This window comes from Pseudomonas sp. NBRC 111127 (assembly GCF_001320345.1).
Taxonomy (GTDB): Bacteria; Pseudomonadota; Gammaproteobacteria; order Pseudomonadales; family Pseudomonadaceae; genus Aquipseudomonas; species Aquipseudomonas juntendi.
This window is the reverse complement of the sequence record NZ_BCBD01000034.1, coordinates 17955-41971: the sequence shown is the minus strand read 5'-3', so window position 1 is coordinate 41971 and position 24017 is coordinate 17955. Positions and strand designations below refer to the sequence as shown.

Below are 24017 nucleotides of genomic sequence, written 5' to 3'. Positions count from 1 at the left end.
TATCTCCATGACGCGTCGCGCCGATTTTTCACGCCGTACATTCATCAAGAACAGCAGCATTTTGGCCGGTGTGGCGGCGCTCTCCGGGGTACTTCCGAACAGAACCTTTGGCGCAGCCGAAAAAGAACTGGTGATACTGGCGTGGGCAGGCCACGCCGCGCCCGACATCGTCGCGGATTTCGAGCGCGAGCATGGGGTCAAGGTGCGGGCCAAGTACTACACCGGCGGCGATAACATGCTGGGGCTCATTTCGCAGTCACCACCGGGCACCTTCGACCTGATCCTGTCGGATGCCGAGTATGTGCAACAACTCAACGCCGCCGACTATATCGAGCGACTGGACCTTGCCGATTATCCCTTCGATGACTTCTACCCAGAGTTTCAGCACTTTCCAGGGCACTGGCAGGGCGATGAACTGTATTCGGTCATGGTCCGCTTCGGCTTTCTCGGTATCGCCTTCAATACCCAGTTGCTGCCGGAGTCCAAGGCGAAAAGCTACCAGGTGTTCTGGGACGATAGCCTCAAGGGCAAGGTCGGCCACTTCGACTGGCACCTGCCAAACCTGGGCCAGATCAGTTTGCTCAATGGCAACAGGCTGCCCTACGACATCGACGCGGCGCACTGGAAGAGGCTCCAGGACAAAACCATGAGCCTACGCGGACAAGTGGCCGGGTTCTTCGATTATGGCGGTACCTTCTCCTCCCTGAAAAACGGCCAGATCCACGCGATGTGTGGCATTGGCGACTGGATTACCGGGGTCTTGCAGCGTGCCGGGGCACCGGTAAAAACAGTGATACCCGAGGAGGGCGGCCTGCAATGGACCGAGTCTTATTGCATCGCCAAGAAAGCCCACAGCCCGGAACTTGCGAAGAAGTTCATTCAATACATCACCTCCCCTGAAGGCCAGGTGAAGTCGGCGAAGATGGAGGCTTACCCGGCGCTGATTCCCAATAAGCGCGGCTGGGAGTTGCTGAACAAGACCGACCTTGCCGAAGCCAGACGCCAAGGCATGGTACTGGGCCAGCGCAATGTCATGGACGACATCCGCGAGGGGCGTATTCAGTATCGCGCGCTCCCCGTGCAGCAGAGCCTGGAGGACTGGAACGACTTCTGGTCGCAGTACAAGGGCGCTTGATGGCGCCTACACAGGAGCGGCGTAATGATTTCGAACAAGCTATCGCCCCCACTGCCCGCCAGTGAGGAGCCTGCACGCACGCGTGGGCAGTTCGGCAAGCGCACCTGGCGCTTACCGGGGTATGGGCTGATCCTGTCGCTGCCGATACTGGTCTGGCAGCTACTGTTTTTTGTAGCGCCCTTGCTGTTTCTGCTGACCATCAGTTTTTGGCTGGTGCGCAACTTTCGCATGGTCCCTGCGTTCGAGTGGCTGAACTGGAAGTACCTGTTCAGCCGCGAGTACTTCTGGGATGCCTACTTGCACACCTGGGCGATGGCGGCGGGGGCCAGTGTGCTGATCAGTGCCGTAGCCTTTCCGTGCGCCTATACAATTGCCTTCAAGTTCCGCGAATCGACCCGGCAATGGTTGGTGCTGTTGTTGATCACGCCATTTTTTACCAGTTACCTGGTGCGCACCTATTCCTGGCAAGTCTTTCTCAGTGACCAGGGGCTGCTCAATAGCGCCCTGGCGTTGCTGGGGATTGGGCCGTTGCCCTTGCTCAATACCAGTTTTGGTAGCTATGTGGGTTACTTCACCCTGTGCCTGCCGCTGGTAGTGTTGCTGCAGTTGTTCAGCCTCATGTACATCGACCGCACGCTGATCGAAGCTGCCCACAACTTGCGCGCGGGCCGTCTGCGCACGGTATTTGGGGTAGTGATTCCATCGGCGCGGGTCGGCATCGTCATCGCCGCACTGTTCTGTTTCATCATGACCTTCGGTGACTTTGTCAGCCCGCTCTATCTAGGGGGCGGCCAACCACCAACCTTGAGCACCCTGATTACCGACACGACCAAATCGGGGCAGCAATGGCCACGCGCGGCGGTTATTGCCACGACGATGATCGTGACCTTGCTGGCCACGGCGTTCCTGATGGTTCGCCACGCCTACAGGAGGCGCGCATGAACGAACATCGTGTCATCAACTTCATGCTGCGCAGCTTCGTCGTCCTGGTGTTCTTGTTCATCCTCACGCCTATCATTGGCAGCTTCGTGTTTTCCTTCAACGTCGACCGCTTCCCATCCTTGCCCCTGGGTGGCTTCAGTTTGCGCTGGTACGAAGCGATTGCCGCCGACCCGCAAGTCTGGCAAGCCTTCAACAACAGCCTGGTCGTCGGTGTGGTGGTATCGCTGGTTTCCACGCTGCTGGGCTTCACTGCCGCCTATACCGACTTTCGTTATCACTTTTTTGGCAAGTCGGTGTACATGGCATTGGCACTGCTGCCTCCTACCATTCCGGTGGTGATTCTGGGCCTGGCGATGCTCGCGTTCTTGTCGCGAATCGGCCTGTCCGGCGAGCTGTATGCCGTCATGATCTGCCACATCGTCATGTGCTCACCATTCGCCATGGCGGTGATTCGCATGCGCCTGGCGCAGATGGCCCCGCAACTGGAGGCCGCCGCCTGGAACCTGAGCGCCAGCCAATGGCAGGCCATGCGCTACGTGATCCTGCCGTTCACCGCCCCGAGCATTTTCGCCGCACTGTTCGTGACCATGGCCGTGTCGTTCGACGAGTTCGCGGTGGCCTGGTTCGTTTCGGGCCTTAACGAGACAGTCCCGGTACGCATCCTCAATACTTTGCAAGGGCAGGTCAGCCCGACCATCAATGCGATAGGCACGATCGTTTTCATCACCACGATCACGCTGACGATCGTTGCCCAGGTTTTGCTCATGCGCCGGCAGAAGAAACCGGCTGACGGCAAAAAAAGCTGAACATCCCATGCCGACGCAGGAGCTCCCCATGACTCAACCGTTAGTGGTATTCGATAACGTGACCAAACAATTCGGCAGTTACGTCGCTGTCGAACCGATGAACCTGGAAATCTACAAGGGCGAGTTCGTCGCGATCATGGGCTCCAGTGGCTGTGGTAAAACCACCACGCTGCGCATGCTTGCCGGGCTCGACAAGCCCAGCAGCGGTGAAATTCGCTTGAACGGCGAGCGCATCAACGACCTGTATTCCTGGCAAAGGGACACCCCGCTGGTGTGGCAGAACCTGGCGCTGTTCCCCTTTCTGAGCGTGCTTGAAAACGTTGAGTTCGGTTTGCGCATGCGCGGCATGGGCAAAGCTGAACGGCGCAAAAAAGCCCTGCACTGGCTAGAGCGCCTGGACCTGGGCGAGTTTGCCAACCGTGATATAAGCATGCTTTCTGGCGGGCAACGGCAGCGGGTGGCGCTGGCGCGTTCACTGGTCACCGAGCCCCCGATACTGCTACTGGACGAACCGCTCAGTGCCCTCGATGCGCACTTGAGCGTGCGCATGCAGGCGGTGTTGACTGGGTTGCAGAAGGACCTTGGCATCACCTTCGTCTATGTCACCCACAGCCAATCCGAAGCCTTCGCCATGGCTGACCGCGTGGTGATCATGAGCCGTGGCCGGGTTGAGCAGATTGGCACGCCCAAGGATATTTTCTTCGAACCGCACAACCGTTTTGTCGCTGAATTCGTCGGCGGCAAGAACATGCTTGGCGGCGTTGTGCTTGGCTTCGACGACACCGGGCTGGTGCAACTGGACTCGGCGTATGGTCGCTTTCTGGCACGCTTGCCCGAAGACCGATCTGTTGCGGTAGGGGAAGAGGTCACCCTGTGCATCAGTGCCGAACATATCAACCTCGCCGCGCAACCGACCACAGCCAGCCGCCTGGCGTGTACCGTGATGGGGGAGGAATTCATTGGGTCAATGGTCAACATATACCTGGAAGCCGCCAACGGGCTGGAACTGCAAGTGCAGAAGCCGTACGCGGATTACGACCTACTTGGGCTCAAGAGCGGGCAGAGGGTGCATGTCGGGTGGGACGATGCGCGGGCGCTGATTTTACGTGGCAATTAGAGGTCGATATCTGACATCTGCGCAGGGGCGGCAGCGTGGACAATTGTAGACGTACCCACGCCCAGTTGACCCGAAGGAGGCAGTACATGCAGCAATTGACTGAAACCAGCGAAAACCTGGCCAGCGCCGTGCGTATTGGCTTCCTGCTGGCCGAAGGGTTCGATTTCTATGCCTTGGCCGCTGCGCTGGAACCCTTGCGCCAAGCCAACGACGTGGCCCGCTGCGTGGTCTGCGAATGGCAGATACTGAGCCTTGAGGGCCAGCCGCTGAAGGCCAACAATGGCATCGTGGCGGCCACCGTGCAACTGAGCCAGGCCAAGCCCCTCGATGTGCTGATTCTGTGCCTTGGCAGTGAATTGCAGTTGTGTACCGACGACAGTGTCCGCGAATCGCTGGCGCTGCTGACCAAACCGACCTGCCGCACGCTCGATGTCGGCGAATTGGCCGAATTCATCGGCGTTGCCCGGTTGTCCCCGTAGCGCGTGTTCACCCGCTACCAGAGCTGAACCTGCCTCGATAATTATCTTGATCCGCGCCTGCAATGGGCGCGACATCGCGCGTTTCCTCTCCTTCATTCCCCCTCATCTATACCTCTGCCTGTTCTTGCCGCAGCGAGGCCTGTACGGCAGTGGCGGGCAATATTGTCCTTTCCATAGCGGCGTTTACAGCAAGGCGGATCTGATCATCTAGGGGTCGGATTCGCGCAAAAAAGGCCGCCTTTTATCTGTTCGAATGATCTCCAGTGGCACCCAAAACAGGGCCTCTCTACTGATCACCTACCAAGGAGTGAAGACATGCAAATGCCGAAAACAATACAGATTCAAAACGGCGAAAAAGTTAAGCCGACGTTCTCGCACCAGGAATACGCCAACCGTCAATCCAAGTTGCGCAGCTACCTGGCCCAGAACAATATCGACGCCGCTGTCTTCACGTCTTATCACAACATCAACTACTACAGCGATTTCCTGTATTGCTCGTTCGGCCGTCCTTATGCCCTGGTGGTGACTCAGGATGCCGTGGTGTCGATCAGCGCCAACATCGACGGTGGCCAGCCATGGCGGCGTACCGTGGGCACCGAAAACATCATCTACACCGACTGGCAGCGCGATAACTACTTTGTCGCGATTCAACAAGCCTTGCCCAAGGCCGGACGTATCGGGATCGAGTTCGACCACTTGAACCTGGTCAACCGCGACAAATTGGCCAGCCGTTATCCCCAGGCCGAGCTGGTGGACGTCGCCGCGCCATGCATGCGCATGCGCATGATCAAGTCGGCTGAAGAGCACGCCATCATTCGTCACGGTGCCCGCGTTGCCGATATCGGTGGTGCTGCGGTGGTTGAGGCCCTGCGTGACCAGGTGCCTGAGTACGAAGTGGCGCTGCATGCCACCCAGGCCATGGTCCGTGAAATTGCCCGCACTTTCCCCGATTCCGAACTGATGGACACCTGGACCTGGTTCCAGTCTGGTATCAACACCGATGGCGCGCATAACCCGGTAACCTCTCGCAAGGTCAACAAGGGCGACATTCTGAGCCTCAACTGCTTCCCGATGATCGCCGGTTACTACACCGCGCTGGAGCGCACGTTGTTCCTCGACCATTGCTCCGATGAGCACCTGCGCCTGTGGGAGGTCAACGTCAAGGTCCACGAGGCCGGCCTGAAGCTGATCAAGCCAGGCATGCGTTGCAGCGATATTGCCCACCAGTTGAACGAGATTTTCCTCGAGCACGACCTGCTGCAATACCGCACCTTCGGTTATGGCCATTCGTTCGGCACCCTGAGCCATTACTACGGCCGTGAAGCTGGCCTTGAGCTGCGCGAAGACATCGACACCGTGCTGGAACCTGGCATGGTCGTGTCCATCGAGCCGATGATCATGCTGCCCGAAGGGCTGCCGGGTGCGGGTGGTTACCGCGAGCATGACATTCTGATCGTCAACGAAAACGGCGCTGAAAACATCACCAAGTTCCCATACGGCCCAGAACACAACATCATCAAGAAGTAACCGAGCAAGCCGCACAGGAAACTGTGCGGCTTTTTTTATCCGTATGACTTTTTCCATGCCAAGGTTCAAGGAGGACATGTGTGGAGTACGCGACAGCGCACGCTCGCAATGAACGGGGGCTGCCGCAACCTGGCACAATTGCCAAGGGTTCGCGGCTTTTTTATTTCGCCTGCAGCATCATTTTCGTAGCCTTCAACCTCCGCACTGCGTACCCAAGCCTCGGCGCTGTGCTTGCCGATATATCCAGCGACCTAGGCCTGACGCCTGCCGCCACCAGTGCAATTTCCACCCTGCCTGTATTTTGCCTGGGGTTGTTCGCGCCCGTGGCGCCCTGGCTTGCCCGCAAAATAGGCACAGAGCGCACGATCTTGGTATTGATGGCGGCGTTGTCCACAGGGCTATTGATACGTGGCGCCGGGAACGTCAGCGGCCTGGTGGTCGGTTCGATCGTCATTGGCAGCGCCATCGCCATCATCAACGTATTGCTCCCTGGGCTTATCAAACGCGACTTCGCCAAGATCACCGGGCTGATGGCCGGCCTCTACTCCATGGCGCTGTTGAGCGGTGCGGCGACTGCCGCAGGGTTCACCCTGGCGCTGCAAAGCACCTTGGGCGGTGGCTGGACGACGGCGTTGGCGCTGTGGTCAGTGCCGGCAGCGGCAGCCTGTGCCTGCTGGCTTTTCCAACTGCCCAAGGGCAGTGCGCTGGCACCCAAGGCTGCGCCGCGCGTACGAGGGGTGTGGCGCTGCGCGCTAGCCTGGCAACTCACGCTGTTCATGGTGCTGCAATCGATGTATTCGTTTACCGTGTTCGGCTGGCTCGCCCCGTTTCTGAATGGACGGGGGATGACGCCGCTGGAGTCCAGCGTCATCGTCTCCAGTTCAATCCTGCTACAAATGGTCGCTTGTCTGCTCGGGCCGCTGATAGCCACACGCTTGCCGAGTCAATCCTGGTTCAATGTGGTTGTTGTGGTGCTCACCACGGTCGGTTTTCTCGGCTGCCTGTCCGCGCCGCTCGACACGGTATGGCTGTGGGGCGGGGTACAAGGCATCGGGCAAGGTGCCTTGACTTCCATTGCCATCACCATGATTGTGCTGCGCTCGGCAAACGCACAGGTTGCGGCAGAACTTTCGAGTATGGTGCAAGGCGTCGGCTACGGCCTGGGCGCACTCGGGCCGTTGCTGGTCGGGGTGCTTTATACGCCGGTCATTGGCTATGCGCACGTTGAGATATTTCTTAGCGGGGTAGGCGTAGCGATGCTGTATTTCGGATATACCTCAGGCCGACGCCGACTCGTGGCAGCCCGCTATTAGCGCTATCCTTCAGCTGACACCTAGTCACCGGAGCGCTAGGAACATGAAGAAAAGACTACCCTGCGCTTGTGGTGCTGTGGCGCGAAGTTAACCTTGCACTTGGCTGATTGGTAGTCGTTGAGGTCGCAATAGCTGTTGTGGATTTCATTTCTGCTTTCCAGAATCCATCTGTTTCTTGTACCGCCAGTCTTTAGGTATGAAATGCAGTTCTATCTACAATCAAATAGAAAGCAAGGAGGCCTTGCTGTGCGAGTCCTTCGAGGAACTCTGCAAAGGACTGCGCCAGCATGCACGGCTTTGTGTCTACAGGCCATCGAGATCCAACCAAGCATTCAGGAATACGTTCATATTGATAGTTAGCTAGGTAATTGTTAGGGTGAGGTCGTCCTTTTTCTGTTCAGCCTATTGATCTATCTACGCGAAAAACCATCAAGGCTTCCACTATATCAGCTAGCAAATTGTTCCGACCCTCTACCTCGATCAGTGCATTGTGCCTGGCAATGATGTCGTTTGCCTGCCACGCATCCCCCCAAGCGAACCCTCTCGAGGAGCAGGCCTTTATCGGCGCTGCCCAGGTCGAGCAGCAGATGATCGAGTGGCGACGGGACATCCACCAGCACCCAGAGCTCGGCGAGCAGGAAACACGCACTGCCAAGCTGGTCGCCGAGCACCTTGAAAAGCTTGGCCTCGAAGTCCATACGGGTATCGGGCGCACGGGAGTGGTCGGAATTCTCGAAGGTGGCAAATCGGGCCCTACCGTCGCCCTGCGCGCGGATATGGATGCCTTGCCGGTCAAGGAGCCTGCGGGCCTGCCATTCGCCTCGACCGCGCGGGGTACCTATCATGGCCAGCAGGTGGATGTGATGCACGCCTGCGGCCACGACACCCATACCGCCATGCTGATGGCAACTGCGCAAATCCTTGCAGGCATGCGTGACAACCTGCCGGGCAAGGTCATGTTCATTTTCCAGCCGGCTGAAGAGGGCTCGAGCCTGGTCAAAGGCGGAGAGGGGCGGCGTTGGGGGGCGCAGTTGATGCTGCAGGAAGGGCTGTTCGACAAGCTCAAGCCTGATGCGGTGTTCGCTGTGCATGTCATGCCTGGGCCTTCAGGGCAATTGAGTTGGCGTTCGGGTGCCACGACCGCCAGCAGTGACGACTTGAACATCAAGGTTATAGGCCAGCAGGGCCATGGCGGCATGCCTTGGAACACTGTCGACCAGGTAGTGGCCTCTGCACAGGTCATCAACGGCCTGCAGACGGTGGTAAGCCGCCGCACCAAGCTCACCCAGTCGCCAGCGGTGGTCACTGTGGGCATGATCAAAGGTGGTAGTGCACCGAACATCGTGCCGGAAAGCGTCGACATGGCAGGCACCATTCGTACCTACGATCCGGCGGTACGTGCGCAAGTGGCACACGATGTGAAGCTCACGTCCGAGAAGATAGCCGAAAGCGCCGGTGCTACGGCCAAGGTATCAATCGTGCCGGCCTATGACATGACGATGAACAATGAGCAATTGACCGAGCAGATGGCGCCAGTGCTCAAGCGTGCGGCCTATGGCAAGGTCGCCACCACCCCTCTGGTCGGTGCTTCGGAAGATTTCTCCTTCTTCGCAGGCAAGGTACCCGGCCTCTACTTCTACCTGGGCGTGACACCCGACGGGCAGGACCCGGCCAAGGCAGCACCGAATCACAACCCGAAATTCTTCGTCGATGAAAAAGCGCTGATCGTTGGCGCGCGGGCGATGTCGGCGGCCGCCGTTGATTTTTTGTCTGAGCATGCAACTCAGCAGTAATTCAGGATGTAGCGCCGGTCATGCGGCGCTTGCCAATATGCAAAGCAGTGCGATATCAACTGATATGCAGTGTTTTTGCAGTGACAAAAGATACCCTGCGTTTAGTATCCCGTCATCCCGAAGATCTGGAAGGGCAGTGCTCTCCTACTGAGAAAGGTCTTTTGAGCGGTTATGCCATTTTATTAGCTGCTGATGTACTGCAGCTCTGGCGAACTCAATGTCACTACTGCTAATGGCCTGATAAATTGCTTGATATTCGATAATATGCTGTTGCGTCTCGATCGTCGTCGAAGCATGTTGAGTGTTGAAGCTGGATATAGCATCGAGCAAGTACCTGTTGCCACTCGCTACTCCCATTGCTTCACGAAAATTCAGGTCGGAACGTTCGAACTCAGTTGAAATCTGCGCCCCCAAGAGGTCGTCGAGCTTGCGCGCCATACGTTCTAAGTCCCGTACGCTGCGGCGTTGTGCGGCGAGTGCAGCCGCAGCCATCTCGATCACCAGTCGATATTCGAAGGCGGCCAATTCATCAATTTCGAACATGATAGTCCACGTGTTGTTTGCGTACACGCGGAGGATAACTGAGCCCATGCCCACCTGCGTCCGGAGCAATTACAAAGCAGTTATCTATTTTTCAATACTCAAGCGATCAGCAATTTATAGATAACTGTATTGGGTCCTCTCGCATAGCTCGTCAGTGCCGCCCTTCATAGACTTGGCACAACGGTTCTGGAGGACCCTATGGACGCAGTACAAAATCTCGACAACCTGGTGGCAAACGTGTCCACCGTATTCCTGACCGACGCCGATGTCTCCCGTCTGGCCACCTGGCCGAAGGTCATCGCCGCCCTTGCCGATGCCTACTCGCGGCCGTTCCTGCCGGCCATGGTGCCACCACGCATTATGGCGCGAGGCGAGGGCTTCTGGCTGCGAAGCCTGCCGACTTTCGCAGAGATAACGGTAAAGCCATTCGCAGCGTCGGCCGACAGTTCGTCGTGCTTTGCCGCAACCTCAATCTCTTCTCCCAATCGTTCATCGCCATCGACGGCAGCAAATTCAAAGCCGTGAATAACCGCGACCGCAATTTCACTCAAGGCAAGGTGAAGGCGCGCATGCAGCAGATCGAGCAGAGCATCGACCGCTATCTAGCGGCAATGGATTCAGCCGATCGGGCAGCGCCGGAAGTGGCCGAGGCCAAGACTGAGCGATTGAAAGACAAAGTCGAAAAGCTGAAACAGCAGATGCAAAAACTGAAGGACATTGAGGCGCAGCTTCACGCCAGTCCCGATCAGCAAATCTCTCTTACCGATCCAGATGCCCGCTCAATGGCCACAAGCGGCCGAGGCTCCGGCACAGTTGGGTACAACGTACAAACAGCAGTCGACGACAAGCACCATCTGATCATTGCCCATGAGGTGACCAACGTTGGTAATGATCGCGGGCAACTGAGCAATATGGCTAACCAGGCACGTGAAGAAATCGGTGCTGAGGCGCTGACAGTGGTCGCTGATCGAAGCTATTACAAAGGCCCGGAAGTCCTTGCTTGCGAGCAGGCGGGTATCACCACCTTTGTACCGAAACCCCTGACATCGAGCAGCAAAGCGGAAGGCCGATTCGGCAAGCAGGACTTCACCTACATGGCTGCATCGGACGAATATCGATGCCCTGCGGGCCAGTTGCTGACGCGCCGGCATTCCTCGATGGAGGACGGCATGTTACTGCACTGCTATTGGTTTTCAGGATGCCAGAGCTGCTCCATGCAGAAGCAGTGTACGACCGGTAAAGAGCGGCGACTCAAGCGCTGGGAGCATGAAGAAGTAGTCGAGAGAGTGCAAATCCGATTGGAGCAAGATCCAGGGAAGATGAAGGTTCGCCGGCAGACGGTGGAGCATCCCTTTGGCACGCTCAAATTCTGGATGGGAAGTACCCACTTCCTGACCAGAACCCTGCCGAGGGTAAGCACTGAGATGAGCCTTCACGTGCTCGCCTACAACCTCAAACGGATGATGAGCATCTTCGGCATCGCAGGGCTACTTGAGGCAATCAGGGCGTAAACCCCGCCGCTTGCTGGCCCGCAAACAGCTATATGGGCCGCTGACGCGGCCCATATAGCACTACAAATGTCTACTTCGCTGGGTAGGGCTATTCACGCTCTCGCCTGCTAATTCCACAGGCAATCCGCGCGACTCTCAGTTTTCGACGTGTTTACTGCGTTTTCACACAGCCTGGGTCGATAGCGGACGTTCATGAGTTACCTGCAATCTCCAGATTCTAGCGCGGGAGCGCCGAAAGGTACTCCAGATTGCGTTGGGGGTGGGGCAGTTGCGTAGGGAAGCTTGGTGGCGCACAAAGATGCCAATGATGTCTGCCTGAGTTCGAGACTGTCTTTCATCCTTTAATTCAGTTCAGCCAGCACCTTGCCTTGGTCAGGTTGCTTTGCAACCTGACAGTGCATAGCGAGCCCATTCCTCCATAAGCTGTTTTCGTTTTTCGAGCAGATCGCCTCGTCGATACGCTGCTTCAGTCGCATTACTGATTTTATGCGCCAAGGCCATTTCAGGGACGATATTGGCGAAGTTAGTTGTCTCGGCAGCCCAGTCTCTGAAGCTTGATCGGAAACCATGCATGGTGATGACTTCACCCGCTTCGTTGCGCCAGCCTGGTCCGTCGTTGGCTAAGGACTTCTCATCCATACCGCGTATTTTTTGTAGCATTGCCATGTTCGAGAGCGGTCGACCAATGCTCCGCCCCGGGAAAAGCAACCCACTTTTGCTTTCCGCCTTCAGGCACCTGAGCGTATGCAGGGCGGCTTTAGATAACGGTACTCGATGCTGGCGCCCGGCTTTCATCCGGGAAGCCGGAATAGTCCAAATTTCTTCGTCCAGATCAACCTCTTCCCAATACCCACCTATCACTTCGCTTGTGCGCAAAGCGCACAGCACGGTTAACTTCACCGCAGTTGAACTAAGGTCCCAGGATTGCTCTAGTTCTGCCATGAAGGCTGGTAATTGCTCCCAAGGTAGAGCGGGATGATTACCACGGTCTGCCAGCCTTCTTCTAGGCAGAAGCTTGTCCAAGTGACCTCGCCAGCGAGCGGAGTTTTCACCCGTGCGCAGCCGGCGTGCTTTGGCAGCATCGAGAACAAGTTCTAGCCGGTTTCTGACCCTGGCCGCTGTCTCAGGCTTAGCGGTCCATATCGGATTCAGAATCTTCAGGATATCGTCTGTTTCAACTTCGTCGACTGGCTTTTCTCCGATAAAGGGAAATGCATACGTGGTAAGAGTGTTGACCCATTGTTGCGCGTGTTTTGCGTTTTTCCAGCCAGCTCTATGGGCTTCGATGTAGTCCACGGCACAAGCGCGGAAGGTGTTTTCAAGGTTCAGATCCCGAGCAATCCGAGCAGCTTCAGCTTGCTGGAGTGCATCAGCCTTATGTGTCAAAGGGTCGATACCCTCCCGAATCAATGCTCTGTGAGTGTCGGCGCGGGAGCGCGCCTCCTTCAACCCATAGTGAGGGTAGGGGCCCAAGCCGATTTCCTTGCGCTTGCCTGCAAGCTGGTAGCGCAGCACCCACGCTTTTCCAGACTTTCGAATGACAAGGCGCAGGCCATCGCCATCATCGTACTTGCCATAGTCCTTGAGGTTTTCTATCAATTTCGCGGTGAGCTTGGGCATGGTGGTGACCTCCGATCTCTGAATCTGGTCCCCCAGTTGGTCCCCCACTCACAGCCTGGAAACAGACGGAACTGGGCGGAAGCTAGAAGACTGTGGCAACATTTAGGTTACCCGCAATATACCGTTCTAGAGCGGCCGGGCGTCGGGTTTTGGATGCCGGTGGTCGGGAGTGGAAACACACTTCGAATGACTACGCTGCATTCGAACTGATTTTCATAAGATATTGATTTTTATCAGTAAAAATTTTGACTTTTGGAGCTGTGCTGTTGAGTTCGAATCCCGCATACTCCGCCAAATTCGTTTGGCGTGTTACGGGAAGAAAGACGACTGGGGCCGTTACCGTTGGGCTTCAATTCAGGGGGCGGCGATTAATCTGCAAGCGCTAGCTTTGTATTGTTCCGAAGCTGATCTAAGTAATTCGCCCACAGTTGCGCGGCTTCCCGGCGCTGACTCAAGAGCTGAGCGCGTGCGTAAACTGCTCCCAGCGCACCTGGCATCCGGTGCGATAGCGACAGCTCCAGTACAATTGGATCGATGCCCAAATGCTCATGAGCGATCGTGCGGTAGGTAGCCCGAAAGCCGTGAGCGGTGATTGCGTACTCAGGCCAGACTTTTTGCAGCGACTTGAGGATGGACGTCGCATCGATTGACCGGCCTGGATAGACAGGCGATCCGAACACCCAGCCGTGACCGGCATCATCAACCAACCGATCTTTGTGCAGCTCGCGCAGTAGGACTAGCGCTTGCTCTGGGAGCGGCACGATATGCTTGCTCTTGTCCAGATGTTTGGTCTTGCTGACCACATATCGCCAATCGGCGCCGATCATATCGACATCCTCCCAGCGCATCTTCACAAGTTCGCCCGGCCGAACCGGCAACAGCACCAGTAGGCGCATCGCATAGGCCACGCTCCCAAGGTTCAGATCATCCAGGCGCAGCAGAAACTTGCCCAGATCAGCAGGCCGCTCAATGGCCGGGTTGCTGGTCACCACGTGGCGGATCTTGAGTTCCTCAGTGTTGCTCAGGGCCACATTTCGCTCGACCCAGCCACGTCCTTCGGCAAAGCCGAGGATGGAGCGAATGATCGTCCGCACGCGCCTCGCCATCGCCATGATTCGCTTGTATCGCAACTCGGTAATGATCGCGGTGATGTGCTCGAGTTTGATTTCGCTGACGGGCCGCTCGCCGATAGCGGGTAAAATGTGGTTCTGCAGTGCGCCGCGAAATCCTGCGACGGATTTGCTGACTAGGTCGGCGGATTTGAACTTCATCCACTCCTCAGCGACGTAGGCGAACGTACGTGACTCATTTAGCCATTGCGCCTCAATCTTGGCTTTTTTGGCTTTGAGTGGGTCGATGTGATTGGCCACGCTATTGCGCGCTGCCCGGGCGAGCTCGCGGGCTTCTTTCAAGCCCACATCCGGATACCTGCCGATCACGAACACGTTTTCCTTGCCGCGAAGACGGTACTTCAGTCGCCAGTGCCGGGAGGGAGATTTGCCAGGCTTGAGCGAGGCACGCACTTGTAGATAGAGACCCGGCACGTCGCCATCGGCGTACTTGCCTGATGTGGTCAACGACCGAATGAATGCATCGCTGAGTTTCTGGCGGAAGGGTGGCGGTTTTTCGGGGGACATGATGTGGGGGTATCTTTTTCAGTTTGGGCTTGGTGTCCCCCAAAGATACCCCCAGTCAAGCTGGAATTGAGTGGATTCCGATGGACGGAAACGGACGATGATTTGCTCTAAGTCTATGCTTTTGAAGCATTATTGGATCTCAGTGGAACTCGGTCAGAGGCTATCGGGGTCCCCAAAAAACATCTGTATCCGTGACCGCAGCCAGCGCTCCGCCGGGTCGTTATCCTGCGCGCCACGCCAGGCCATGTGCAGCTCGAAACTACGTACCGGTATCGGCAAGTCCTCCGCCCGCAACCCGCCGGCAGCCGTCAGCGCATCGGCGGTGTAGTCCGGTACCGTCGCCACGATATCGGTCCCCGCCAGCAAGCTCCCCAACCCGTTGAATTGCGGTACCGCCAGCACGACATGGCGCTTGCGACCCAACTCGTCCAGCGCCTCGTCGATAAAGCCAGACAAGTCCCCGGCAAACGACACCAATGCATGTGGCCGCGCGCAGAAGTCGTCCAGGGTGATGCTGCCAGGCACGCTGTCGGCGCGCAGCAGTTTCGGCGCGCTGCGGCGCAGCACCTTGCGCTTGGCGTTGGCGGGCAGTTCGCTGGTGTAGCTGACGCCCACCGAGATTTCCCCTGAGGCCAGCAGGGTCGGCATCAGCAGGTAGTTCACCCGGCGCACCACCAGCACGATGCCAGGGGCCTCGGCGCGAATGCGCTTGAGCAGTTGCGGCAGCAGGGCGAACTCGGCGTCGTCCGACAGGCCGATGCGGAATACGGCATTGCTGGTGGCAGGGTCGAATTCGGCTGCGCGGCTGACCGCGGTGGAAATCGAATCCAGCGCGGGCGACAGCAGCGCGAAGATCTCGTGAGCCCGTGCCGAGGGCTCCATGCTGCGGCCTGTGCGTACGAATAGCGGGTCGTCGAACAGGTTGCGCAGGCGCGACAAGGCCGCGCTGATGGCCGGCTGGCCCAGGAACAGTTTTTCCGCTGCACGGGTCACGCTGCGCTCGTGCATCAGCGTTTCGAACACAATCAGCAAGTTGAGGTCTACACGACGCAGGTCGTTTCGATTCATCGGTGCGCTTCGCCTGAAGGGGGGCAGGGGTGAATCTTAAGGCCAAAGGCTGTTACCCTGCACGGGTTTACGGGTGCCAATTGCAGGGAATGTCAGGTGCCCAATCGATGACAGGCATGTCGACTATTAATGACCACTGGTGGTCTAACAGCAAAAGCCCGGATAGAGTCAGTGGTAATTAGAGGTTCACAAAGGCGAGGTTTGCGATGTCCCGCATGATCCGTTTCCACAAGTTCGGCGCTGCCGATGTGCTCCGTTGCGAGGAGCAGGCCGAACCGTCTCCCGCTGCCGACGAAGTGCAAATTCGCGTCGAGGCGGTTGGCGTCAGCTGGTATGACGTGCTCTGGCGGCAGAACCTGGCGCCCTCGCAGGCACGCCTGCCGGCCGGTATCGGCCATGAGATGGCCGGTGTGGTGACGGCGGTCGGTGAAGGGATCGAAGACATTGCCGTGGGTGACCGGGTTGCCAGTTTTCCCGCTACCAGCGCCAATGACCACCCGGTATACGGGGATGTCATCGTGCTGCCACGGACTGCGATCACACGCTATCCGCAGGTGCTTACCCCGATCGAGGCCAGCGTGCACTATACGCCGCTGCTGATTGCCTATTTCGCCTACGTGGACCTGGCACGGGCCAAGGCCGGGCAGACTGCCCTGGTCACCGACGCCAGCCACTGTGCTGGCCCCGCTTTCGTGCAGTTGGGCAAGGCGCTGGGGCTTAAAGTGTTCGCCGCCACCAAGGATGCCGAGCAGCGTGACTACCTGCTGGGCCTGGGCGCCGACAAGGTGATCGTCACCGAAGAGCAGGACCTGTTGATGCAGGTTGGCAAGTACACTGACGGGCGCGGCGTGGACATGGTTCTGGACGGCATGGGCGGGCCGCAGATGTCGTTGCTGGGCGATGTGCTGGCACCGCGGGGCAGCCTGGTACTGTATGGCCTGCAAGGCGGCAACCAGACGCCGTTCCCAGCCTGCGCGGCCTTCCAGAAAAACATCCAGTTCTACGTGCACTGCATCGGTAACTTCACTGGCAAGCCGGAACTGGGTATCAGCCAGGACCAGGTGGCGCTGCAGCGTGCCTTGCGTGACATCAACCAGTTCACCGCCGACCAGTTGCTGACCCCGCAGATCATCAAGGTGTACCCGTTCGAGCAGGTGGTGGAGGCGCATCGCTACATGGACCAGTGCCCTTGCGGTGGGCGCGTGGTGTTGGATATGGCGCAGCATTGACCGCTGCAGTTCACCGTGAACCCGGGCCAGCCCCGGGTTTTTTGTGCGCGGAATAAAGTCACGTCATCGCTAAAGTGGGAATATTCCTACAATAAAAGACGAAGCGGACTACATATAATGCATTCATTAAATGCCACTGGAAACATGCCGCCAATTATTTGCGGTTGCATGTGGGTGGTTCGAGGGTCAAGGTGAATTTGGCGCTTTGCTGAATGGTTTTTTTACCGTGATCTGTATCTTCAATTCGCTTCGCATCACTCGATAATGGCGCAATGATACTTTGTGCAAGGAGTAACGGATGCGTACGGCTAGGCCTGAATCAGAGCATTGCAGGGGTGAATTCTTCTCCATGGCCTGGCGACAGTGAAGGCTCACGTCACTTTATTCAATTGTAGGAAGTTTCTTCTGTAAAAGCCTGGCGCAGTGTAAGCCTGAACAACTTGCTTGGGCGTGCGCCGGCGACTTGAAGTGGTGAGGTGATCCGTGACTGCTATTCACGACCAGGCAATGCATTATATCTACCAGCAAGTACTCGAACGCTTGCTCGCCCATATGTCACAGGCGCAACGGGCCTCCTTGCAGTTGTTGATACAACGTTTATTGGTAGCCGCAGGCGGGCCTGAATATATCGGCACCTTTCGCCTGCAGGTATTGCAAGGCAGTGACCGCCAGGGTGCGCGGCTGCTGGCGATGTTGCGTGCTGCGCAGCTGAGCATCGCCATGCGTGCACCGGTTACTTTTCAACTGCGCGTGCTGGTGGTGAGCTTACCGGTGGCCGGCAGCCCTACGCTGCAAGGGCTCGATCGAGGCTTCAGTGCGCTGTTCATGCAGGATGACCCGCGGGTGCAACTGCAAATGATCGAGGGGCGCGAAGTGGTGCCGTTCAGTTGCCGCCCCCGTGTAGCGTCCGAGCGCTGGTTGCCGACCAGGGAAGCGCTGCTGATGTTTGGCCACCTGGTCGATGCTAGGCCAGAAGCGGTGCTGGGTAGCCGCCTGCACCTGGAACTGGCGGCGGCCGTAAGCTTCGCGCTGCAGGCTCAGGCGCCCGCCGACGCAATGGTCACCGCCTTGCCCGCAGGGCAGCGCCGCCGCTACCTGGCGTGGGCGCTGCGTAGCCAGCGCCTGGCGGGGCAACGTGGCCCTTACCTGGCCCACCATTGCCTGTCGACGCTGGCCGAGGGCCTGGCGCGCTTGCAAGGGGCCACGGGGCTGGCGCCCGGCAACCCGGCGGATCAGCCTGCGGGGGCCGCGCTCAAGGGGGGGCCGGTGCGGTTGATAGCCATTGATGACCTGCTGCCGCCGTTGCTGGGCGGGCAGCAGTTGGATGCCATGCTGGGCTGGCACTTCGCGGCGGGCGAGACGGCCTGCTCGCCGTTGGCCGCGTTCGTCGACCCATTGGCCTTGGCCCAGTTGCAGGAACTGCGGGCCCGCAGCCTGGAGCCTCAAGCCACCCGGCCGCCCTTGAGGCTGGCGGGGGCGCCGGGCGACAGCAAGCCTGCCGACGAACCTGTGCTGCAGTTTGGCAAGGCCTATGGCCTCAGCCAGGCCCAACTGGAATGCCTGCTGTGCAAACCGTTCGCCAGGCAGGGCAAGAACCTCGAGCGTTTTCTGCGCGCTCGCCATGCCGACATGCTGGTGGCGTTGCCTTACCTGCACCGGGCCATGCAAGGCAAACCTTGCCCCGCGGCGGTCAAAGCCTGGCTGGTGAACACCAGTGGGCTATCACTGGCGCAACTGCGGGCAGTCTACGGCGGTAAGATGCCGCTACCTGCGTGGCGCCTGCTCAGTGCGTTGGCGCGCCGCGACGCGCACTTGCGGCTGTTACCGCGCCACGCCGCTGAACGGCGGCACAGCCCCATGAGGCAACCTTGATGGCGCGAACAGCGGCCGGCGAGTTCGCTTATCGGCGGGTCTACCGCTACCTGGAAGCGTTGATTGGCCAGGCGACGGCTGGTGGTCCGAACCGGCTGCCGTCCTTGCGTGAGCTGTCGCGGCGGCTGCGGGTATCGCTGGCAACGGTGCAGAGCGCCTACAGCCTGCTGGAGGAGGAGGGCCGCGTGCACTGCCTGCCACGCTCCGGCTATTTCGTTCGCCTGGCTGACCTGCCGCAAGGTGGCATGCCGCGGCAGGCGCCCCTGCCCGCACAACCGTTGCTGGAGCGCGCCTTGTTCACCCACGAGCGGCGCTTGGCACGCCAGCGCGAGCGCGGCGCTGGCCCTTGGGAAGTGCAGGGCAGTGCGCGCCTGCGCGACGCGCTGGCGGAGCGTTACACCCGTTGCTCGCGCCAGTACTGGCGGGCCGATGACGTTCAGTTGGCCCCGGATGTGCCGGCGTTGCTGGAAACGCTGCTTGCAGCGCTGGCCCTGCAAAGGGGCACCACGGTGCTGGTACAGTCGCCCTGTTGCGGGCACGTGCTGCGTGCTTTGGCGCGCGCTGGCATGCGGGTGTTGGAGGTGCCACCCGATCCACGTGGCAACCCGGACCTGCAGGCCGTGGCCAGGCTGTTGGGCTGCGAGCCGGTCCGCCTGCTGGTGATGCCGTCCTGCCTTGGCCTGCCGCAAGGGCGGCTGGTCTCCCTGCATTACCAGCAGCAGCTTGGCCTGCTGTTGAGCCAGCACAGCGTGTGGCTACTGGAGAACGATCTGGACAGCGAGCTTTGCTACAGCGGCCCACCCGCGACCCGCCTGCGCGATTGGGTCGATCCGCGCAGGTTGATGATCATGGGGGCGTTCGAGGCTGCAGTAGGGCCCGAAGCGCCGTATGCCTACGTACTGAGCCTGGATACCGCCCTGGCCAAGGCGTTCTCCGAGCGGGCGTTCCGCCTTGCGCCGCTGCGGCTGTTGGCGCTGGCCCACCTGTTGGCCAAGGGCGATATCGAAGCGCAACTGGTGGCGTTGCGCAGCAACCTGCAGCAGCGCACGCAAAACCTCGCCTGCGCGCTGACCGCGCAGTTTGCCCAGCGGGTGGTGCTGGAGCCCCCCCAAGGCGGGCGCATGCTGTGGGTGCGCTTCGAGCAGCCGCTGGCCTGGGATGCCATTGCCACGGCCTTGGCAGGTTGCGCATTGCATGCATTGCCGGGGGAACAGTTCAGCTTGCACGGCCGCTACCGGCAGCACCTGGCGCTGATGTGGCTGGGCGACTGCCCAGGCGACCTGCAACAAGCCGTGCAGCGCCTGGCCCAGGCCCTAGAACTTCGCCGCAGGCGGGTGCGGCGGTTCCCCGCTGAATCATAGGGCACCGCATGCCCAAGGGCGCGTTCGCGGCTGTTCATGCACGGGCGAGCTGACCCACGGCACTTGCCAGGCCCCTGGGTCTGTATGTATAACCAGTGCCTTGTTTCCGCTACCTGACCCAGCCCGTGATTGCCCACTCCGTCGACGACCCGTTCTATTACCTGCACAACTTCCGCCAGGTACTGCTGTGGGTCGAACAGCGCTACCAGGACCTGCTCGATGAACAGGAACTGGCGTTCATCCATGCCTTCGGCCAACTGAGCGCGCCAGCTCAGGCCTTGATGGTGCGCATGGTGATGCGCAAGGGCGAATTGTTTCGCAGCGACCGCCTCGTCTATGAGGAAATAGGCGACACCGAACTGGCCCTGCAGCCGCTCAAGGCCCTGGGCTGGGTCCGCGAGCCCGAGCAACTGCACTTGGAGCAACTGTTCGCCTTGCTGCGCAAAGACGAACTGGCGTGCTGTTTCGCCGCCCAATTGAGCCGCCCGCGTGCCGCCAAGCATGACTTGCTGGCCCAGCTGCAGCCGCTGCAACTGGCCGCCCGGTCTCTGGCCGAGTGGTACCCGGGCAGTGAGTTGCGCATCTTGCAGTGGTGCCTGCAACCGCTCTGCGACCGCATGCGGCTGCTGTTCTTCGGCAACCTCTACCAGGACTGGTCAGAGTTCGTGCTTGCCGACCTGGGGCTGCTGCGCTACGAGCAGGTGCCCTTCAGCGCCGATTCGCGTGCCCTGCAGCAACGCGCCGATATCGACCTGGCCATGGTGCTGCATGAGTGTGCCGAGCGCCTGGAGCAGGGCGAACACCCTCAGTCGGTAATCACGGCAATACAGCACCTGCACTGCGACAACCCTTGGCTGGCCCGGCGCCGTGCGCGGTTGCAGTTCGCCCTTGGCCAGCAATGCGAGCGCCTGGGTGACTGGGACCAGGCCATGGCGGTTTATGCGCAGTGCAGCCATGCCCAGGCGCGTATTCGCCAGGTGCGGGTGCTGGAGCGCAGCGAACGTTGGCCGCAGGCCCATGCCCTGGCGTTGCAACTGGCAGCGGCACCGGCCAATGCACTGGAGGTCCAGGCGCTGGAGCGTATGTTGCCACGCCTGGCGCGCAAGCTCGGTGGCCCGCCACAGCGCCGCCAGCGCGTGGCGCCGCTGGCACTGATCGAACTGGAATTGCCCCGTGAGCACGCCGCGCTAGGCGTTGAAGAGGCCGTGCGCCAGCACCTGGCCGCCGAGGGCGGGCAAGCCCATTATGTGGAGAACACGCTGTTCAACAGCCTGTTTGGCCTACTGTGCTGGGAGGCGATCTTCGCCCCTGTGCCTGGCGCTTTTTTCAACCCGTTCCAGGCCGCGCCGCAGGATCTGCACGACAGCGACTTCCAGCAGCGCCGTAGTGCCCTGTTCGAGCAATGCCTGGCGCGGCTCGACGATGGTAGCCACCACCAGGCGATCCTGGATTGCTATGCAGCCAAACACGGGCTGCAGTCACCGTTCGTGTTCTGGTCGATGCTCAGCGAGGCGCTGCTGCAGCAGGCCCTGGCCTGCCTGCCGGCTGCGCAGTTGAAGCACTGCTTCGTGCGCCTGCTGCAGGACATTCGCAGCAACCGTGCGGGCATGCCCGACCTTATCCAGTTCTGGCCCGAGCAGGGGCGGTATCGCATGGTCGAGGTCAAAGGCCCCGGTGACCGCCTGCAGGACAACCAGTTGCGCTGGCTGGCATTCTGCCAGGAGCACGGCCTGCCCGTCGCGGTCTGCCATGTGCGTTGGAGTGACGCCGCTTGAGCTACAGCGTGGCGGTGCGTGCCTTGTGCGAGTTCAGTGCCAAGGTCGGCGACCTCGACCTGCGCTTCACGCCGTCGCCCACCGCCCAGGAGGGCATCGAGGGCCACCAGCGGGTAGTGGCCCGGCGTGCGGCCGGCTACGAGTCGGAAATTACCCTGGAGGGCCAGTTCGAAGGCCTTCGGGTGCGGGGGCGTGCTGACGGTTACGACCCTGCCTGCAACCGGCTGGAAGAGATCAAGACCCACCGTGGCGACCTGGCCCGGCAACCGGCCAACCACCGCCAGCTGCACTGGGCGCAGGCCAAGGTGTACGGCTGGCTGATGTGCCAGGCCCGGCAACTGGCGAGCATCGAGGTGGCTTTGGTGTACCTGGACGTCGACAGCGATAGCCAGACCCTGTTCAGTGAGCACTGCACGGCCGCTGAGTTGCAGGCATTCTTCCAGGTCCAGTGCCAGCGCTTTCTGGGCTGGGCCCAGTTCCAGCAGCAGCGCCTTTCCGAACGTGACCACGGCCTTCAGGCGCTGCGCTTTCCCTACCCAGCGTTCCGCCAAGGCCAACGGCAACTGGCAGAAACCCTGTACAAGGCGGTGAGCACGGGCCGTTGCCTGATGGCCCAGGCCAGCACCGGCATCGGCAAGACCCTGGGTACCTTGTTTCCGTTGCTCAAAGCCATGGTGCCCCAGCAACTGGACAAACTGTTCTTTCTCACGGCCAAGACCCCGGGTCGGGCGCTGGCACTGGATGCCATGCGCCAGATCACCACGGGCGATAACCAGCCCGGGCTACGCACCCTGGAACTGATCGCTCGCGACAAAGCCTGCGAGTACCCGGACAAAGCCTGCCATGGCGAGTCCTGCCCGCTGGCGGCCGGCTTCTACGACCGCTTGCCGGCCGCGCGCACGGCCGCTGCGGCCGTGCCGATGCTGGACCGTACCCACCTGCGCGAAGTGGCCTTGGCGCATCAGGTGTGCCCGTACTACCTGGGCCAGGAGATGGCCCGCTGGGCCGACGTTCTGGTTGCCGATTACAACTATTACTTCGACGCCCACGCCTTGCTGTTCGGGCTGACACAGCTCAACCAGTGGCGGGTCGCGGTTCTGGTCGACGAGGCTCACAACCTGGTCGAGCGCGGGCGGGGCATGTACAGCGCCAGCCTCGATCAGGGGCAGTTGCTGGCGTTGCGCCAAAGCAAACCCCATGGGCTGGGCAGTGCGCTGGACCGCCTGAACCGCCAGTGGAACGCCCTGTACAAAGAGCAACGGGCACCGTACCAGGCCAGCGAAGCGCTGCCGCATGACCTGTTGCGCGCCCTGCAGCAGTGTATCGGGTTGATCCAGGAGCAGATGAACCAGGCGCCCACGCACATCGACCCGCAGGTGCTGCAGTTCTTCTACCAGGCCTTGCAGTTCAGCCGGGTAGCCGAACTGTTCGACGAGCATTTCCTGTTCGATATCAGCCAGCGCCAAGGGCCGCGCAAGCGCCGGCTGGCGACCTTGTGCCTGCGCAATGTCACCCCGGCACGGCTGCTGGCACCGCGCATGCGCGCGGCGCGCAGTGTCACCCTGTTCTCTGCCACGCTGAGCCCGCGGCAGTTCTATAGCGACCTGTTGGGCATGCCGGCCGATACAGCGTGGCTGGAAGTGGCAGCGCCGTTTCGTGCCGAACAACTGCAGGTGCGCATTGCCAGCCAGGTGTCCACCCGGTACCAGCAGCGCCAGGCTTCGCTGGCGCCGATCGTCGAATTGATTGCCCGGCAGTATGAGCGGCAGCCGGGTAACTACCTGGCGTTCTTCAGCAGTTTCGAGTACCTGCAGCAGGTCGCCGGGCTGCTGGCCGAGCGCTACGCGCAGATCCCATTGTGGGCCCAGGCCCCGGGCATGGACGAAGCGGCGCGGCAGGCGTTCCTCGACCGCTTTGTCGCCGACGGCCAAGGCATCGGCTTTGCCGTGCTGGGTGGTGCGTTCGGTGAAGGGGTGGACTTGCCGGGCACCCGCCTGATCGGCGCCTTCGTCGCCACGCTCGGGCTGCCCCAGGTCAACCCGGTCAACGAGCAGTTCAAGCAGCGCCTGGGTCGGCAATTTGGCGCGGGTTTCGATTATGCCTATCTCTACCCTGGGGTGCGCAAAGTGATCCAGGCAGCGGGGAGGGTGATCCGGGGGGACCAGGACCGTGGCGTACTGGTATTGATCGATGAGCGTTTCGCCGAGCCGAGGGTGCAGCAGATGTTCCCGGGCTGGTGGCCGCAAGGCGAGCAGTGTACCTGACCGCTGCGTTCAGCACCTGGCACTG

17 protein-coding genes and 1 pseudogene are annotated in these 24017 nt (G+C 60.0%); 14 read left to right on the top strand and 4 right to left on the bottom strand.

What is annotated here, in order from left to right:
* Positions 1-7: 7 nt before the first annotated feature.
* The 8 genes from APH30_RS09090 to APH30_RS09055 all read left to right on the top strand — a co-directional run bounded on the left by APH30_RS09090 (position 8) and on the right by APH30_RS09055 (position 9112).
* The gene (locus tag APH30_RS09090) at positions 8-1135 is read left to right on the top strand and encodes a spermidine/putrescine ABC transporter substrate-binding protein (protein ID WP_016488024.1); all 1128 of its coding nucleotides are present in this window, start codon (positions 8-10) and stop codon (positions 1133-1135) included.
* 24 nt (positions 1136-1159) lie between these two features.
* The gene (locus APH30_RS09085; protein ID WP_024717429.1) at positions 1160-2077 is read left to right on the top strand and encodes an ABC transporter permease; all 918 of its coding nucleotides are present in this window, start codon (positions 1160-1162) and stop codon (positions 2075-2077) included.
* A complete protein-coding gene (locus APH30_RS09080) occupies positions 2074-2883 on the top strand; it encodes an ABC transporter permease (RefSeq protein ID WP_016488022.1) in 810 nt (269 codons plus the stop codon). Before APH30_RS09085 ends, APH30_RS09080 begins: the two co-directional genes overlap by 4 nt.
* Before the next feature lie 28 nt (positions 2884-2911).
* On the top strand, positions 2912-4000 hold the full coding sequence (locus APH30_RS09075; RefSeq protein ID WP_016488021.1) for an ABC transporter ATP-binding protein: 1089 nt from the start codon (positions 2912-2914) through the stop codon (positions 3998-4000).
* Between the two features lie 86 nt (positions 4001-4086).
* Positions 4087-4479: a hypothetical protein gene (locus APH30_RS09070; RefSeq protein WP_016488020.1), complete on the top strand. Its 393-nt coding sequence runs from the start codon at positions 4087-4089 to the stop codon at positions 4477-4479.
* A gap of 315 nt (positions 4480-4794) precedes the next feature.
* Positions 4795-6006 carry a M24 family metallopeptidase gene (locus tag APH30_RS09065; RefSeq protein WP_016488019.1) on the top strand — a complete coding sequence of 404 codons (1212 nt, stop codon included), beginning with the start codon at positions 4795-4797 and terminating at the stop codon, positions 6004-6006.
* Between the two features lie 80 nt (positions 6007-6086).
* Positions 6087-7319, top strand: coding sequence for an MFS transporter (locus APH30_RS09060; protein ID WP_016488018.1), 1233 nt, complete (start codon positions 6087-6089; stop codon positions 7317-7319).
* Positions 7320-7819: 500 nt separating this feature from the next.
* The gene (locus APH30_RS09055; protein ID WP_016488017.1) at positions 7820-9112 is read left to right on the top strand and encodes an amidohydrolase; all 1293 of its coding nucleotides are present in this window, start codon (positions 7820-7822) and stop codon (positions 9110-9112) included.
* A gap of 144 nt (positions 9113-9256) precedes the next feature.
* On the opposite strand, the gene APH30_RS09050 is transcribed toward APH30_RS09055, so the two are convergent.
* Positions 9257-9655 (bottom strand): FCD domain-containing protein, encoded by a 399-nt coding sequence (locus tag APH30_RS09050; protein WP_161775543.1) that lies wholly within the window; start codon positions 9653-9655, stop codon positions 9257-9259.
* A gap of 395 nt (positions 9656-10050) precedes the next feature.
* Here APH30_RS09050 and APH30_RS09045 point away from each other — a divergent pair.
* Positions 10051-11166: pseudogene (locus tag APH30_RS09045) on the top strand (IS1182 family transposase); the annotation flags it as partial.
* Positions 11167-11538: 372 nt separating this feature from the next.
* Here the strand turns inward: APH30_RS09045 and APH30_RS09040 are convergent.
* From APH30_RS09040 to APH30_RS09030, 3 genes are all read right to left on the bottom strand, one after another.
* Positions 11539-12786: an integrase arm-type DNA-binding domain-containing protein gene (locus APH30_RS09040; protein WP_024717430.1), complete on the bottom strand. Its 1248-nt coding sequence runs from the start codon at positions 12784-12786 to the stop codon at positions 11539-11541.
* Between the two features lie 368 nt (positions 12787-13154).
* Positions 13155-14423: an integrase arm-type DNA-binding domain-containing protein gene (locus tag APH30_RS09035; RefSeq protein WP_054904295.1), complete on the bottom strand. Its 1269-nt coding sequence runs from the start codon at positions 14421-14423 to the stop codon at positions 13155-13157.
* 153 nt (positions 14424-14576) lie between these two features.
* Positions 14577-15491: a LysR family transcriptional regulator gene (locus tag APH30_RS09030; RefSeq protein ID WP_029884809.1), complete on the bottom strand. Its 915-nt coding sequence runs from the start codon at positions 15489-15491 to the stop codon at positions 14577-14579.
* Positions 15492-15697: 206 nt separating this feature from the next.
* Here APH30_RS09030 and APH30_RS09025 point away from each other — a divergent pair, with 206 nt between their 5' ends.
* The 5 genes from APH30_RS09025 (at position 15698) to APH30_RS09005 (ending at position 23992) form a co-directional block, all read left to right on the top strand.
* Positions 15698-16720: a zinc-dependent alcohol dehydrogenase family protein gene (locus tag APH30_RS09025; RefSeq protein WP_054881113.1), complete on the top strand. Its 1023-nt coding sequence runs from the start codon at positions 15698-15700 to the stop codon at positions 16718-16720.
* Between the two features lie 483 nt (positions 16721-17203).
* A complete protein-coding gene (locus tag APH30_RS09020; RefSeq protein ID WP_054912294.1) occupies positions 17204-18592 on the top strand; it encodes a hypothetical protein in 1389 nt (462 codons plus the stop codon).
* Positions 18592-19953 carry an aminotransferase class I/II-fold pyridoxal phosphate-dependent enzyme gene (locus APH30_RS09015; protein ID WP_054912293.1) on the top strand — a complete coding sequence of 454 codons (1362 nt, stop codon included), beginning with the start codon at positions 18592-18594 and terminating at the stop codon, positions 19951-19953. Before APH30_RS09020 ends, APH30_RS09015 begins: the two co-directional genes overlap by 1 nt.
* A gap of 125 nt (positions 19954-20078) precedes the next feature.
* Positions 20079-21728, top strand: coding sequence for a VRR-NUC domain-containing protein (locus APH30_RS09010; protein WP_054912295.1), 1650 nt, complete (start codon positions 20079-20081; stop codon positions 21726-21728).
* The gene (locus APH30_RS09005) at positions 21725-23992 is read left to right on the top strand and encodes an ATP-dependent DNA helicase (RefSeq protein ID WP_054912292.1); all 2268 of its coding nucleotides are present in this window, start codon (positions 21725-21727) and stop codon (positions 23990-23992) included. Before APH30_RS09010 ends, APH30_RS09005 begins: the two co-directional genes overlap by 4 nt.
* The last annotated feature ends 25 nt before the right edge of the window (positions 23993-24017 follow it).

Coding starts and splice junctions, on each gene's coding strand:
- APH30_RS09035 (WP_054904295.1), bottom strand. CDS start 14,423: ATGTCCCCCGAAAAACCGCCACCCTTCCGCCAGAAACTCAGCGATGCA.
- APH30_RS09040 (WP_024717430.1), bottom strand. CDS start 12,786: ATGCCCAAGCTCACCGCGAAATTGATAGAAAACCTCAAGGACTATGGC.
- APH30_RS09090 (WP_016488024.1), top strand. CDS start 8: ATGACGCGTCGCGCCGATTTTTCACGCCGTACATTCATCAAGAACAGC.
- APH30_RS09055 (WP_016488017.1), top strand. CDS start 7,820: ATGATGTCGTTTGCCTGCCACGCATCCCCCCAAGCGAACCCTCTCGAG.
- APH30_RS09075 (WP_016488021.1), top strand. CDS start 2,912: ATGACTCAACCGTTAGTGGTATTCGATAACGTGACCAAACAATTCGGC.
- APH30_RS09030 (WP_029884809.1), bottom strand. CDS start 15,491: ATGAATCGAAACGACCTGCGTCGTGTAGACCTCAACTTGCTGATTGTG.
- APH30_RS09015 (WP_054912293.1), top strand. CDS start 18,592: ATGGCGCGAACAGCGGCCGGCGAGTTCGCTTATCGGCGGGTCTACCGC.
- APH30_RS09080 (WP_016488022.1), top strand. CDS start 2,074: ATGAACGAACATCGTGTCATCAACTTCATGCTGCGCAGCTTCGTCGTC.
- APH30_RS09025 (WP_054881113.1), top strand. CDS start 15,698: ATGTCCCGCATGATCCGTTTCCACAAGTTCGGCGCTGCCGATGTGCTC.
- APH30_RS09050 (WP_161775543.1), bottom strand. CDS start 9,655: ATGTTCGAAATTGATGAATTGGCCGCCTTCGAATATCGACTGGTGATC.
- APH30_RS09085 (WP_024717429.1), top strand. CDS start 1,160: ATGATTTCGAACAAGCTATCGCCCCCACTGCCCGCCAGTGAGGAGCCT.
- APH30_RS09065 (WP_016488019.1), top strand. CDS start 4,795: ATGCAAATGCCGAAAACAATACAGATTCAAAACGGCGAAAAAGTTAAG.
- APH30_RS09070 (WP_016488020.1), top strand. CDS start 4,087: ATGCAGCAATTGACTGAAACCAGCGAAAACCTGGCCAGCGCCGTGCGT.